We start from the raw sequence: 12,555 nt of genomic DNA on the forward strand, positions 1-12,555 counted from the left end.
GAGTGCATCGTAATGACGCGCAAACAACGCGGTATCACGTTGATCGGTTTTGCCATCATCCTCGCGATTGTCGGGTTTTTCGCTTTCATCGCGATGAAACTGGTCCCTGTCTATTCGGAATACATGGGCGTGGTGAAGTCCATGAACCTGGTGCGTAACGAGGCGAACATCGGTCAGAAGTCGATCGAGGAAATCCGCCAGTCGCTGTCGATCAAGATGGACTCGCAGTATGTCGACAGCAAGACGATTCCGCCGCAGCAGATCCAGCTCAAGAAGCAGGGTGGTTCGGCCAGCCTGCGCATCTACTACGACCGTCGCGTCGATTTCATCTACAACGTCGACCTGCTGGTCAGTTTCGACAAGACCGTCGACCTGACGGGTCCGTCGCTCTGACGGGCAGCATGCCGTACTGATACTTGGCAGCTCCCCGATTTCCGCACGTCTTCCGGGATCCGGGCCTGTATACGCAGGCCCTGACCCATCGCAGTGCCGGCCGCCCCAACAATGAACGCCTGGAATTCCTTGGCGACTCACTCGTGGGCATGCTGGTGGCGGAGATGCTGTTCGAAGCCCATCCGCGCGCGGACGAGGGCGAGCTCACGCGCCTGCGCGCGCAACTGGTGAGTGGCGCGGCGCTGGCGGAGGTCGCGCGCGACCTGGACCTGGGTGACCAGCTGCGACTGGGCACTGGCGAGCTCAAGAGTGGTGGGTTCCGGCGTGATTCGATCCTCGCTGACGCATTCGAGGCGCTGGTCGCGGCGGTGTATCTGGATGCCGGATGGGACGCCTGCCGCCAGTGCGTCCGCACGTTGTTTGCGCAACGGGTGGCGACGTTGCGGATCCCGGAAAAAGATGCGAAGACCCGCCTGCAGGAATTGCTCCAGTCCAAGGGCAAGCCGCTGCCCGCCTACACGCTGATTGCCAGCACCGGCGAGGATCACGCCAAGACTTTCGACATCGAGTGCGTGATCGAGTCGCCGCCCCTGCGCCTGGCCGGACAGGGATCGAGCCGGCGTGCCGCCGAACAGATGGCGGCAGCCGCCGCGCTGGTACACATCAAGGAAATTTTTGCGAATGAGCGATGAATCCATGGCTGTCGCGCCGGACCACCGGTGCGGGCTGGTCGCCCTGCTCGGCAGGCCGAACGTCGGCAAGTCCACGTTGTTGAACGCCCTGATCGGGTTTCGCGTCAGCATCGTGAGTCCCAAGCCCCAGACCACGCGGCACCGCATCCTGGGCATTGCCACGCGTCCCGGCGCGCAGCTGCTGTTTGTCGACACGCCGGGCATGCACGCCAGCGCCAAGCGCGCGATCAACCGCCAGCTCAACCGGGCGGCGCGCCACGCCATCGAGGAAGTCGATGTGCTGGTACACGTGGTCGAGGCCGGGCGCTGGACCGATGAGGATGAGCAGGTCTGGCAGGCGATGAAGGCGTCCGGAAAACCGGCACTGCTGGCGATCAACAAGGTCGACGCCATGAAGGACCGGGAAAAGTTGCTGCCCTTTATCGATTCGTTGACCCGCGAGCGCGCCTACGCCGCGGTGTTGCTGGTGTCGGCGCGTCGCCGTGACGGCCTGGATGTCCTGGAACGTGAAATCGTCGCACGCCTGCCGCTGGCGCCGCCGGTATACGGAGAGGACGAGATCACGGACCGCAGCGAACGTTTCCTGGCGGCCGAACTCGTCCGTGAACAGCTGATGCGGCAGCTGGGCCAGGAACTGCCGTATTCCTGCACCGTCGAAATCGAGCAATTTGGCGTGCGTGAAGACGGCATTACCGAGATCGGTGCCGTCGTGTGGGTGGAACGTGCCGGACAGAAGGCCATCGTGATCGGCGCGGCCGGCGCCCGCCTCAAGGAAGTGGGCACTGCGGCGCGCCTGTCGATGGAGCGCCTGTTCGAACGGCGTATCTTCTTGAAGCTGTGGGTGCGCGTTCGCGAGAATTGGTCGGACGACGAGGCGGCGCTCAAGCGCTTCGGCTACGAAGGCTGAGCGCGGCGTCCGTTCCGAACCGGTTGTTTCCCGGGCGTCCAGTGACGGTGCCGCATGCGCATTGACGATCAGCCCGGCTGGATCCTCCATGCCCGGCCGTACCGGGAAACCAGCGTCCTGCTCGAATGCCTGAGCCGTGAATTCGGCCGTGTCGGGCTGGTCGCCCGCGGCGTGCGCAAGGACAAACCACGTCAACCCCGGGCCCTGCTCCAGGCGTTTGCCCCGGTGAGCTTCAGCTGGGCGGGGCAGGGTGAACTGGCGACGCTCGTTGGCGTCGATGCCCGCGGGCAGCCCCCGGTACTGCAGGGTGAGGCGCTGATGTGCGGGATGTACGTCAATGAGCTGGTCATCCGGCTGGTACAGCGGCAGGACCCCCTCCCGGACCTGTTCGACTGCTACGAATCCACCCTGTATCGACTGGCGCAGCCGCTTTCCCGTCCGTGGACGCTGCGGCGGTTCGAACGCGACCTGCTTTCCGAGATCGGTTACGGCGTTGCCGCGGAGGAAGCGGATACGGGCGATGAGCTTGATGCGGAAGCCGACTACGCCTACGTCCCGGAGCACGGCGCCGTCCGCTGGGCCAACCAGCCTGACGCGCTGCGCTTGCGCGGTTCGGCCCTGCTGGCATTGATCGAAGACAGTGAACCACACCCGCGGGATCTGGCCACGCTTCGCTTGTTGATGCGCGCCCTGATCAGCCACCAGCTGGGCGGCGCCAGCCTGCGCTCCTGGAGCCTGCTTGCGCCCCCGTCGCGCCAGGACTCGCCATCACGCTAGCGCGCGCAGCGTTTCGCCGGCGATGCCGAGGAGTTCGTCCAGGTCAGCCCGGCAGACCGTGCCTGTCGCGTCAATGCGACCCTGCAGTCGCACGCAGGCCTGATCCAGCGCCACGGCGCCGCAGAATCCGCATGACGCGCGCAACCGATGCAGTCGATCGCGCACGGCACTGCCATCGCCCGCGCCCGCGCCGGCCGACAGGACTGCCGGCAGCTCGCGCAGCTCGTCGGCGAAGAGCGCGCGCAGCGCCCGCAGCGTTTCGCTATTCCCGGCGGCCTTGAGGGCGGCCTCATCGTCCAGCGTCCGGCGGATTGCCGGGCTGCCCAGCGCCGCGGCCAGGGCGTCACCGAAGGCAGCGACCGTCAGCGGCTTGCGCAGGCAGGCCAAGAAACCGGCAATCGATCCGGCGTCGTCGGCCGCCGTGGTGGCGATCGCCGGCGCATGGCAGGAGGCGGCCAATGGATTGCCGCGGATCGCCTCCAGCACGGCCGGGCCGACCATTCCGGGCATATTGACGTCCAGCACCAGCAGGTCGAAGTGTGTCGACTCGGCCATCCGGCGCGCCTGGTTCCCATCCCCGGCACACGCGCACAGATGGCCCAGCGCCGCGCCGGCGTCGGACAGGAAACGCAGGGTCAGTGGATTGTCGTCCGCGATCAGCAGGTGCGGCATGAATTCCCCGTTCACTCGTGTGCCGCGACAATAGCGCGCGCACGTCTTGCGGACCTCCGGATGCCGGCACTTCTCCGAACAGCCATTGGATTACTCGCCCTGGTGGGCATCACGCCAGCGATTGGCGCGGCGGGCCTTGCGCTGCGGATCGAGCGCGTCGACGCCGGGGGAATTATTGCAGAAGGCATCGATGTGAAACTCGCCCCGGCCACATCGGGTGGCGCAGGGTTGTCGCTCCAGGCGAAGGCGCGAATGCCGGGCAGTGGCGGTGCAACACCGGTATCTGCCCGCTGCACGCTCATGGTTGTGGATGGGGCCTGGCGTTGCGAGGGGACAGCGGCCTTGGCCGCCACTGCGCAGTCGGACGACGGCCGGCTCACCGTCACGGTGAAAGCGGGCAATGTTGACGCCGAAGTGAAGCAGGCAGCGGCGCGGTTGCGGGTGCAATCCACGGCGCGCGAAGGCGCACGTCGCTGGCAGGTGCAATTGCGCCGGTTCCCGCTGGCGCGACTGGCCGATGCGGTCCGGGCGCGCTGGCCCGAGATCACCCGTCTGTCGGGCGAACTCGACGCGGAAGCGGAGGCCGGCGGCGCTGCGCTGCGCGGCACCTATGCGGTGCGAGACGGAGCCCTCGACAGCGCCGACGGCACCACGGCGGCCGCCGGCGTCCGCCTGCATGGGGCCTGGCAATGGCTCCCGGGCACCTCGTGGCGGCTCACGCCGACCCTGCAACTGGAGAAGGGCGAGTTTCTGCACGGCCGCTTCTACGCGGCGGTGCCTGAAGGCGGTATTGACCTGCGCGGCACCATTGCGCAGCGGCCGGGCGGCGTAGCACTGGACGAGGTGCATCTGACCGATCACGGCGCCGTGGAGATTCGCGGCAAGGCGATGTTTGCCGGTGCGGGAAATGCTGCTGGCTGGTCCGTGGATCTCGCGTCTGCCACGCTGACCTTTCCGCAGGCGTTTGACCGCTATATCAAGCCGATGGCGACGGCGTCCGGCTGGGGCGGCCTGGGCTTGCGCGGAAGCGTCGTGGCTTCCGGCGCCGCGTCCGACGCTGGCGTGCAGCGCTGGTCGATCCAGCCGCAATCGGTGGATCTTGCCGACGACGCCGGCCGGCTCGCCGTGCGCGGCCTGGACGGTGCGGTGAACTGGCATAACAGCGGTGACTACGACGGTGGTTCCCTCGGCTGGACCTCGGCCGAGGCCTATCGCGTAAGCCTCGGCCCGGCGCACTGGCGTTTTCGCGGTAACGACGGCCGCTTTGCGCTTGCCGGGCCGGTGTCCGTGCCGCTGATGGGCGGGGCGCTGGACGTGAAGGCACTCTCGGTCGACCGGCACGCCGCGCGGGATCAGCGCTGGCAGGCCACGCTGGCCGTCCATGACATCGACATGGGGGCGCTCAGCCGTGCCATGGGCTGGCCGGTCTTCGGCGGCAGGCTCGGCGGCGCGGTTCCGCAGGTGCGCTACGACGGCGAACGTCTCGTGCTCGACGGCGGGCTGATGCTGCATATCTTCGACGGAACGCTCAACGTGACCGGCATGGCCCTGGAGCGCCCCTTTGGCGTGGCGCCTACGCTCGCGGCGGAAATCGCCTTTTCCGACCTGGATCTGGCCCTGCTGACCGGGACATTCGATATCGGCGAGATTTCCGGCCGTCTGTCCGGCAAGCTGGCCGGCCTGCGCCTGGTGGACTGGCAGCCGGTCGCCTTCGATGCACGGATGACGGCGCTGGGCGGCGGGACAATCAGCCAGCGTGCAGTAAAAAGCATCTCATCTGTCGGCGGCGGCGGATTTGCCGCCGGCATCCAGGCCAGCCTGCTGCGGATGTTCGACACCTTCGGGTATTCGCGCCTGGGCATCGGCTGCGCCCTGGCCAATAACGTCTGCCACATGAGCGGACTGGATTCATCGGGTCATGGCTACACTCTCGTCGACGGCCGCGGCCTGCCCCGAATCCGCATCGTCGGTCACCAGTCGCAGGTGGACTGGCCGGTGCTGGTGGATCGTCTGCGCGAGGCCATGCGAGGCCACCGCCCTATCGTCGACTGAGTACACGGGAGTTCCTAATGAAGCGCTTCGGAGTGTTCCTCCTTGCCCTGGGCCTGACGCTGTTGTCGGCCTGCGTCACCATCAACGTGTATTTCCCGGCCGCGGCGGCGGAAAAGGCCGCCGAGCAGTTCATCGGCAAGGTCATTGGCGAGGCCGCGGACGCTGATCCTCCCAAGTCCGGCGACGCGCCCGCTCCCCGGCAGCCGCCGCAGGCCAGCCTGCTTGACCTGCTGATTCCCGCCGCGCACGCGGCGGAGCCGGATCTGAACATCCAGACGCCGGCCGTGCGCGAAATCCAGGCGCGCATGAAACAGCGCTTCGATACGACGCTGACCAAAGCCTTTGCCGCCGGCACGATCGGCATGACCGGCAACGGCCTTGTCGCGATGCGCGACGCCGCTTCCGTTCCCCTGTCGGAGCGTGCTGCCCTTACCCAGGCGCTGGCGGACGAGAATCGCGACCGTGCGGCCGTCTACCGTGAAATCGCCGTCGCCAACGGCCATCCGGAGTGGGAAAGCCAGATCCAGTCGACATTCGCGCGCCAATGGATCGAGCGCGCCCGGCCCGGCTGGTATTATCAGGACCCCACGGGCTCGTGGAAGCAGCGCTAGCGGCCCCGTCAGCCCCCTGAAACTCCGGAGACCTGGCGCCCGGGATGCCACCATCCCGGGCGCTTCTCATTTGATGAAAAGCCCGATCCTTCTCGAACTGGATATCACCGACCTTTCCCACGATGGGCGCGGCGTCGCACACCACGAGGGCAAGGCCGTCTTCGTCAGCGGCGCGCTTCCCGGCGAACGAGCGGTGGTCAAGCTGACCCAGCGCCACCGTCATTTTGACGAGGCACAGGTCGATTCGCTGCTGACGCGCGCGGCAACCCGCGTTGATCCAAAATGCCCGCATTTCGGAGTCTGCGGCGGTTGCGCGCTGCAGCACCTGGACCCGGCCGAGCAGATCCTCGCCAAGCAGCGCGTGCTGGCGGAGAACTTCGAGCGCATCGGCAAGGTCGAGCCGCGCCGTTGGCTTCCGCCCCTGGCGGGCCACCCGTGGGGCTACCGCCGCAAGGGCCGGCTGTCGGTGAAGTTCGTGCACAAGAAGGGCAAGGCCCTGGTCGGTTTCCGCGAGGAAAACGGCCGGTACGTGGCCGACCTGACCCGCTGCGAGGTGCTCCATCCTGCTGTCGGCGAGCGTATCGAAGCGATTGCCGGCCTGATCGGGTCGCTCCAGGCGGTGCAGGACATCCCGCAGATCGAGATCGCTGCCGGCGACGATACCGTGGCGCTGATCTTTCGCCACCTGAAGCCGCTGGTGGACACGGACCGCGACGCACTGGTCGCTTTCGGCCGCGAACACGACCTGGCGATCTATCTGCAGCCGGGCGGCAACGACAGCGTGCATCCGCTGTGGCCGGAAAACCCGCGGCTCGCCTTCCGCATTCCGTCCTTCGATGTCGAGCTGGAATTCCGGCCGCTGGATTTCATCCAGGTCAACTCGGCCATGAACGAACGCATGATCTCCCACGCGCTGGATCTGCTCGATGTCACGGCGACCGACCGCGTGCTCGATCTCTTCTGTGGCCTGGGCAACTTCACCTTTCCGCTGGCGCGCCGCGCCGCGCAGGTGGTGGGCGTGGAAGGCGAGCATGGGCTGGTCGAACGGGCGCGCGCCAATGCCGCCCGGAACGGTATTGCCAACGTCGAGTATCACGTCGCCAATCTTCTGGAAGACCAGCGCGAGACGCCCTGGGCGCGTCAGGGCTACGACAAGATTCTGCTCGATCCGCCGCGCTCGGGGGCCGCAGCGGTCTTTGAATACCTTCCGAAGAAGGGAACAAATCGCATTGTGTATGTTTCCTGTCATCCGGCGTCGCTGGCGCGGGATGCGGGCATCCTGGTGGAAAGACACGGGTTCAAGCTCCAGTCTGCCGGTGTGATGGACATGTTTCCGCACACGGCGCACGTCGAGTCCATCGCGTTGTTTGAACGGTGAACGGAGGTTGGCATGGGCATCGAGATTGAACGCAAGTTCCTGCTTTCGTCCGACGCCTGGCGCAGCCAGGTGTCGCGTTCGCAGCGCATGGTGCAGGGATACCTGGTCACGGCGGCGGCGGTCACCAGCGGCGCGGCGAAGAGTTCCGTCCGCGTGCGCGTGGCTGGAGACCAGGCCTGGCTCAACATCAAGTCGTCGACCCTGGGCGTGGAACGTCTCGAATTCGAATACGCCGTACCGCTGGTCGATGCGGAAACCCTGCTGGCACGCCTGTGCGACGGCGTGGTGGAGAAAATCCGCCACTACGTGGCACATGCCGGCCACGAATTCGAGGTCGACGAATTCTTCGGCGACAACGACGGACTGGTGGTTGCCGAGCTGGAACTGAATTCGGTCAATGAATCCTTCGAGAAGCCCGATTGGCTCGGACGTGAAGTGACCTCGCACGCCCGCTACTACAATCTCAACCTGGTCAAACATCCTTATGCCGCGTGGTCCGCGGCCGAGCGCGAAGGACAGGACTGATGCTGGTTATCGGAATCACCGGAAAGGAACTGACTGCCGCCGAGCGCGACTGGATCGCAGCCCCGGAAGTCAGTGGCGTCATCCTGTTCACCCGCAACTTTTCCTCGCGCGAGCAGGTCACCGCGCTGGTCGACGACATCCGTGCACTGCGCGCCGATGAATTCCTGCTGTGCGTGGACCAGGAAGGCGGTCCGGTGCAACGCTTCCGTGACGGATTCACGCGGCTGCCGGCCCTGGCGCGCCTGGGTGACCTTTTCGACCAGGATCCGGCTCATGCCGTTGCCCTCGCCGAGGAGCACGCCTGGGTCATGGCCAGCGAAATGCGTGCCCTCGACATTGACCTCAGCTTTGCGCCGGTGGTCGACCTCAAGCGCGGCAATCGCGCCATCGGCGAACGCGCCTTCCATGCCGATCCGCGCGTCGTGTCGACGCTGACCCAGGCTTACCTGCGTGGCATGCACCTGGGCGGCATGGCTGCGACGATCAAGCATTTCCCGGGTCACGGCTCGGTGCTGGAAGATACGCACTTCGACGCGGCGATCGACCCGCGATCACTCGATGCGCTGCGCGAAACCGACCTGATTCCCTTCGCCGACGGCATCGAAGCCGGCGCCGAGGCCATCATGCTCGCGCACGTCACCTATCCCGCCGTCGATGCCGCGCCTGCCGGCTATTCACGCCGGTGGATCCAGGACATCCTGCGCGGGGAGATGGACTTCCACGGCGTCGTGTTTTCCGACGACATCGGCATGGCCGCCGCCGAATCGGCCGGGGGCATCGCAGCGCGTATCGACGCGCACCTGGACGCCGGTTGCGACCTCGTCCTCGTCTGCAGCCCGACTCTCGTACCCGACGCGATAGCGGCCGTCCGCGGCCGCACGCCCTGCGCGGCCGGCAAGCTGGCGGCGCTGCGCGGCATGGTCGCTTCTACCTGGGAATCGTTGCTGGACAACCCGCAGCGTGCCCGTTTCGTCCAGCGCCTCGAAGCGCTGAACGCCATAGACCGAGTAAATCCATGAATCGACCTCCGCTTGCCGAGGCGCTGTCACGCGCCGACCTGATCCACGACGCCGCCACCCTGGACGCGGCGATTACGCGCCTTGCGCCGCAGATAGACGCTGCGCTGGCGGGCGAACGGGCCGTCTTTCTCACCGTCATGCACGGCGGCCTGCCGTTTGCGGCGAAGCTGGCCCTCGCCATGAAGACCGACATGGAATTCGACTACCTGCACGCGACGCGGTATCGCGGCCAGACGTCGGGTTCCGAAATCCACTGGCTGCGCCAGCCCGCGGTCGACCTGGCCGGACGTACGGTCGTGCTCGCCGACGACATTCTCGACGAGGGCAAGACGCTGAAGGTCATCCGTGATTTCTGCGTGGACCGCGGCGCGCGGCGCGTCCTCGTTGCCGTGCTGTGCGAAAAGCGCCATGGCCGCTGCATCGAGGGCATCACGGCGGATTTCTGCGGCGTGGAAGTGCCCGACCGTTACGTCTTCGGCTATGGCATGGACTACTACGAGCAGGGCCGCAACCTGCCGGGCATCTACGCCATCTGAGCGTGGCCCGCGGACGCGGGCCGATCGTCCATCGCATTCGCAAGGATTCCATCATGACCATCGCACTGGCCGTCATCGGCGGCACGGGCCTGTATCAATTTCCCGGACTGGAAAATATCGAGCGCCGCAGCGTGGACACGCCGTTCGGGCCCACGTCCGCGCCTGTCGTGCTGGGCGAATTCAAGAATCAGCGGCTGGCCTTCCTGGCGCGTCACGGGGAAGGGCACAGCGTGCCGCCGCACCGGGTGAATTACCGGGCCAATGTCTGGGCGCTGCATAGCCTGGGGGCGCGCCGGGTCATCGGCGTCAACGCCGTCGGCGGTATTCGCGACGACATGGGGCCAAAGGTCGTTGTGTTGCCCGACCAGGTCATCGACTACACCCACGGGCGTTACACGAGCTTCTGCGATGTCGACGGCGCCGAGGTCAAGCATATCGATTTCAGCGAGCCCTACAGCCGTGCGCTCCGCTCGGCGCTGCGGGATGCGGCAACAAAGGCAGAAGTAGCCGTTGTGGATAACGGCTGCTATGGCGCAACCCAGGGGCCGCGCCTGGAAACGATCGCCGAGATTGCGCGCATGCGTCGTGATGGCTGCGACCTGGTCGGCATGACCGGGATGCCGGAGGCGGCCCTGGCGCGGGAGCTGGAGCTGGAGTACGCCTGCATCGCGCTGGTGGCCAACTGGGCGGCGGGTTGTGGTGACCAGGCCGAGATCAGCCTGGAAGAGATTTTCGCCAACCTGGCGACGGCGACGCAGGCCGTGCCAAAGCTGATCGCTGCGCTGCTCGAAGGGTGACCGGCTGCCGCCCAGGTGGGCGCTAAAACGCTACTTCTACACGGCACGTTCGTGGTGCTTCGGCACCTGTCTCACGGTGACTTGTCGACGAAAGGTATCGTAGGTCAATTGTGTACTTGATTCGCTCGGTAAGGAAGTGTTTATACTTCGATCGTGCACGGCAAGACGTACTCGGGGGAGGAAGTGCTGCCGTTGCACTTGTCCAGCCGATTGAGGGGAAACAATGCGTTTCGGTACCGTGAAGTGGTTTAACGACGCCAAGGGTTTTGGATTCATCGCGCCGGAAGATGGCGGTGAAGACGTCTTCGTTCACTACTCGGCGATCAATTCCAAGGGCTTTCGCAGCCTGCAGGAAGGTCAGCGGGTGAGCTTCGAAGTGACCCAGGGCCCCAAGGGCTCCCAGGCGTCCGGCGTTGCGCCAGTGCAGTAAGCGGATTCGATCGGGGATCGAATTGCAAGGCCCCGCCATGCGGGGCCTTTTGTCAGGTGGACGAAGCAGGTCGACGCGTAGTGCAGTGCCACTGCAGTGAGTCGATGTTTTCGTGCCAAAAACAAAAACGGCCGCCAGTGGCGGCCGTCTTGTGTATTGGTCGGGGAGACAGGATTTGAACCTGCGACTTCTACGTCCCGAACGTAGCGCTCTACCAGGCTGAGCTACACCCCGAAGGAGTCGTGCATCATAATGACCGAACGACCCTTTGGCAATACCCGGGCTGCAAGAAATCGTCGGCATTGAAGACAGTCGCTGACGCGCGGCGCTGGCTGCGGGCAGGAACGCCTGCGATGGCATGCGTGCGGCTCCAAGGCGCCGGGCGGCCTGCGTGCAACACGCCGATCGTCGTCCTTTCCAAGGGGCGGGGCAGGCTCTACGATCGCGCCCTATGTCCGAAACCCATTCCGATATTGTCATTCTCGGCGCCGGCGTCATCGGCCTGTCGTGCGCGTGGCATTTGTTGCAAGCGGGACGCAGCGTCACCGTGATCGATCAGGGGCGACTGGGCGGCGGCGCCTCCCACGGCAACTGCGGCACCTTGACCCCCAGCCACGCCGCTCCCCTGGCCATGCCTGGAATGGTGAGCCAGGCCCTGCGCTGGATGCTCAAGAAAGACGCCCCTTTTCGCGTCGCTCCGCGGCTGGATCCGGAGCTGTTTGGCTGGATGCTGCGTTTTTCACAGCGCTGCAATTGGAAAGATTTCAATGCCGTCAACCGCGCCAAGGCCGCCATCCTCACGCATTCGCGTGCGATGACCTCGGCGCTCGTGGCGGAGCAGGCGCTTGACTGCGAATACGTTGAATCCGGCACGCTCTACGTCTTTCGCGACCAGCGCCAGCTCGACGAATTCGCGTGGCACACGCGTTCGCTGGAAGAAGTCGGCATTGCTGTTCAGCATCGCGACGGCGACACCCTGCGCGGCATCGAGCCGTGCCTCCTCGACAGCGTGATCGGCGGCGTTTTTCATCCCGGTGATGCCCAGTTGCGTCCCGATCGTTTCGTGGCCGAGCTGGGGCGCATCGTCCGTGCCGGTGGCGGCCAGATCGTCGAGCAGGCCGCGCCGGAAGCAATTGAGCGCGAAGGCGACCGGATCACGGCGGTGCGCGCCGGTGGGCGCCGCTACACGGCCGACCGGTTTGTACTGGCCGTCGGTGCATGGTCGGCCCCGGTGGGGCGACAGCTGGGGCTGCGCATTCCGGTGCAGCCCGGCAAGGGCTACTCCATCACGTACACACGCCCGTCGCTGGCCAATCGCATTCCGCTGGTGCTCAAGGAAGACAGCGTCTGCGTGACCGCCTGGGAAGGCGGCTACCGGCTCGGCAGCACGATGGAGTTCGCCGGTTACGACACGCAGCTCAACCGTGTGCGCCTGGACGCCCTCAGGCGCGGTGCCGCGCGCTATCTGCGCGAACCCGAGGGGCCGGTACAGACCGAGGAATGGTATGGCTGGCGGCCCATGACCTATGACGACCTGCCGATCATCGGTCCCAGTCGCCGCCACGCCAATCTCATGCTGGCGACCGGTCACGGCATGCTGGGTGTCAGCATGTCGGCGGCTACCGGTCAGCTGGTCGCCGAGTTGATCAGCGAGCGTGCCACGACGCTGGATCCCGCGCCTTACAGTCCGGCGCGCTTCAGCCTGTAAGTACCGCTTCCGCCGGCAGCGCACTCCGCTGCCGCGTGCCATTCCTGTTTCGGAACGA

Annotated in this window: 14 protein-coding genes and 1 tRNA gene; 13 read left to right on the forward strand and 2 right to left on the reverse strand. The window is 65.9% G+C overall.

From position 1 onward, the window contains the following. The first annotated feature begins 12 nt into the window (after positions 1-12). From N4264_RS08530 to recO, 4 genes are read left to right on the forward strand one after another with little or no spacing between them, the layout of a single operon-like run. Positions 13-393, forward strand: a complete 381-nt coding sequence (locus N4264_RS08530; protein ID WP_261696616.1) for a DUF4845 domain-containing protein — start codon at positions 13-15, stop codon at positions 391-393. A gap of 23 nt (positions 394-416) precedes the next feature. After that, on the forward strand, positions 417-1,085 hold the full coding sequence (gene rnc / locus N4264_RS08535) for a ribonuclease III (RefSeq protein ID WP_261696617.1): 669 nt from the start codon (positions 417-419) through the stop codon (positions 1,083-1,085). A 4-nt stretch (positions 1,086-1,089) separates the two neighbouring features. After that, positions 1,090-1,992: a GTPase Era gene (gene era, locus N4264_RS08540; RefSeq protein WP_425508338.1), complete on the forward strand. Its 903-nt coding sequence runs from the start codon at positions 1,090-1,092 to the stop codon at positions 1,990-1,992. A 54-nt stretch (positions 1,993-2,046) separates the two neighbouring features. After that, positions 2,047-2,769 carry a DNA repair protein RecO gene (gene recO / locus N4264_RS08545; protein WP_261696619.1) on the forward strand — a complete coding sequence of 241 codons (723 nt, stop codon included), beginning with the start codon at positions 2,047-2,049 and terminating at the stop codon, positions 2,767-2,769. On the opposite strand, the gene N4264_RS08550 is transcribed toward recO, so the two are convergent. Beyond that, on the reverse strand, positions 2,761-3,441 hold the full coding sequence (locus tag N4264_RS08550) for a response regulator transcription factor (RefSeq protein WP_261696620.1): 681 nt from the start codon (positions 3,439-3,441) through the stop codon (positions 2,761-2,763). The two genes, recO and N4264_RS08550, sit on opposite strands and share 9 nt — an antisense overlap. A 60-nt stretch (positions 3,442-3,501) precedes the next feature. Here N4264_RS08550 and N4264_RS08555 point away from each other — a divergent pair, with 60 nt between their 5' ends. The 8 genes from N4264_RS08555 to N4264_RS08590 all read left to right on the forward strand — a co-directional run bounded on the left by N4264_RS08555 (position 3,502) and on the right by N4264_RS08590 (position 10,789). Next, on the forward strand, positions 3,502-5,493 hold the full coding sequence (locus tag N4264_RS08555) for a hypothetical protein (RefSeq protein ID WP_261696621.1): 1,992 nt from the start codon (positions 3,502-3,504) through the stop codon (positions 5,491-5,493). A 17-nt stretch (positions 5,494-5,510) separates the two neighbouring features. Further along, on the forward strand, positions 5,511-6,104 hold the full coding sequence (locus N4264_RS08560; RefSeq protein WP_261696622.1) for a YdbL family probable chaperone protein: 594 nt from the start codon (positions 5,511-5,513) through the stop codon (positions 6,102-6,104). Positions 6,105-6,177: 73 nt separating this feature from the next. After that, positions 6,178-7,482: a 23S rRNA (uracil(1939)-C(5))-methyltransferase RlmD gene (gene rlmD / locus N4264_RS08565; RefSeq protein ID WP_261696623.1), complete on the forward strand. Its 1,305-nt coding sequence runs from the start codon at positions 6,178-6,180 to the stop codon at positions 7,480-7,482. Between the two features lie 12 nt (positions 7,483-7,494). Continuing rightward, a complete protein-coding gene (locus tag N4264_RS08570; protein ID WP_261696624.1) occupies positions 7,495-8,007 on the forward strand; it encodes a CYTH domain-containing protein in 513 nt (170 codons plus the stop codon). Further along, on the forward strand, positions 8,007-9,026 hold the full coding sequence (gene nagZ / locus N4264_RS08575; RefSeq protein WP_261696625.1) for a beta-N-acetylhexosaminidase: 1,020 nt from the start codon (positions 8,007-8,009) through the stop codon (positions 9,024-9,026). The genes N4264_RS08570 and nagZ overlap by 1 nt, the downstream gene beginning before the upstream one ends. Further along, complete coding sequence (locus N4264_RS08580) at positions 9,023-9,562, forward strand: hypoxanthine-guanine phosphoribosyltransferase (RefSeq protein ID WP_261696626.1); 540 nt, start codon at positions 9,023-9,025, stop codon at positions 9,560-9,562. The genes nagZ and N4264_RS08580 overlap by 4 nt, the downstream gene beginning before the upstream one ends. A 53-nt stretch (positions 9,563-9,615) precedes the next feature. Continuing rightward, positions 9,616-10,359, forward strand: coding sequence for an S-methyl-5'-thioinosine phosphorylase (locus N4264_RS08585; protein WP_261696627.1), 744 nt, complete (start codon positions 9,616-9,618; stop codon positions 10,357-10,359). Positions 10,360-10,582: 223 nt separating this feature from the next. Next, positions 10,583-10,789 carry a cold-shock protein gene (locus N4264_RS08590; RefSeq protein ID WP_261696628.1) on the forward strand — a complete coding sequence of 69 codons (207 nt, stop codon included), beginning with the start codon at positions 10,583-10,585 and terminating at the stop codon, positions 10,787-10,789. A gap of 157 nt (positions 10,790-10,946) precedes the next feature. On the opposite strand, the gene N4264_RS08595 is transcribed toward N4264_RS08590, so the two are convergent. After that, positions 10,947-11,023, reverse strand: a tRNA-Pro gene (locus N4264_RS08595). A 217-nt stretch (positions 11,024-11,240) separates the two neighbouring features. Between N4264_RS08595 and N4264_RS08600 the strand changes: the two genes are divergently transcribed. Continuing rightward, complete coding sequence (locus N4264_RS08600) at positions 11,241-12,497, forward strand: NAD(P)/FAD-dependent oxidoreductase (protein ID WP_261696629.1); 1,257 nt, start codon at positions 11,241-11,243, stop codon at positions 12,495-12,497. Positions 12,498-12,555 lie beyond the last annotated feature (58 nt).

The sequence above is a fragment of the Tahibacter amnicola genome, from assembly GCF_025398735.1.
GTDB classification, from domain to species: domain Bacteria; phylum Pseudomonadota; class Gammaproteobacteria; order Xanthomonadales; family Rhodanobacteraceae; genus Tahibacter; species Tahibacter amnicola.

What these genes read in the sequence shown, in the direction of transcription:
- N4264_RS08570 (WP_261696624.1), top strand. Translation starts at nt 7,495, where the DNA reads ATGGGCATCGAGATTGAACGCAAGTTCCTGCTTTCGTCCGACGCCTGG.
- era (WP_425508338.1), top strand. Translation starts at nt 1,090, where the DNA reads ATGGCTGTCGCGCCGGACCACCGGTGCGGGCTGGTCGCCCTGCTCGGC.
- N4264_RS08600 (WP_261696629.1), top strand. Translation starts at nt 11,241, where the DNA reads ATGTCCGAAACCCATTCCGATATTGTCATTCTCGGCGCCGGCGTCATC.
- rlmD (WP_261696623.1), top strand. Translation starts at nt 6,178, where the DNA reads ATGAAAAGCCCGATCCTTCTCGAACTGGATATCACCGACCTTTCCCAC.
- N4264_RS08530 (WP_261696616.1), top strand. Translation starts at nt 13, where the DNA reads ATGACGCGCAAACAACGCGGTATCACGTTGATCGGTTTTGCCATCATC.
- nagZ (WP_261696625.1), top strand. Translation starts at nt 8,007, where the DNA reads ATGCTGGTTATCGGAATCACCGGAAAGGAACTGACTGCCGCCGAGCGC.
- N4264_RS08550 (WP_261696620.1), bottom strand. Translation starts at nt 3,441, where the DNA reads ATGCCGCACCTGCTGATCGCGGACGACAATCCACTGACCCTGCGTTTC.
- N4264_RS08555 (WP_261696621.1), top strand. Translation starts at nt 3,502, where the DNA reads ATGCCGGCACTTCTCCGAACAGCCATTGGATTACTCGCCCTGGTGGGC.
- N4264_RS08585 (WP_261696627.1), top strand. Translation starts at nt 9,616, where the DNA reads ATGACCATCGCACTGGCCGTCATCGGCGGCACGGGCCTGTATCAATTT.
- N4264_RS08580 (WP_261696626.1), top strand. Translation starts at nt 9,023, where the DNA reads ATGAATCGACCTCCGCTTGCCGAGGCGCTGTCACGCGCCGACCTGATC.
- N4264_RS08560 (WP_261696622.1), top strand. Translation starts at nt 5,511, where the DNA reads ATGAAGCGCTTCGGAGTGTTCCTCCTTGCCCTGGGCCTGACGCTGTTG.
- recO (WP_261696619.1), top strand. Translation starts at nt 2,047, where the DNA reads ATGCGCATTGACGATCAGCCCGGCTGGATCCTCCATGCCCGGCCGTAC.
- N4264_RS08590 (WP_261696628.1), top strand. Translation starts at nt 10,583, where the DNA reads ATGCGTTTCGGTACCGTGAAGTGGTTTAACGACGCCAAGGGTTTTGGA.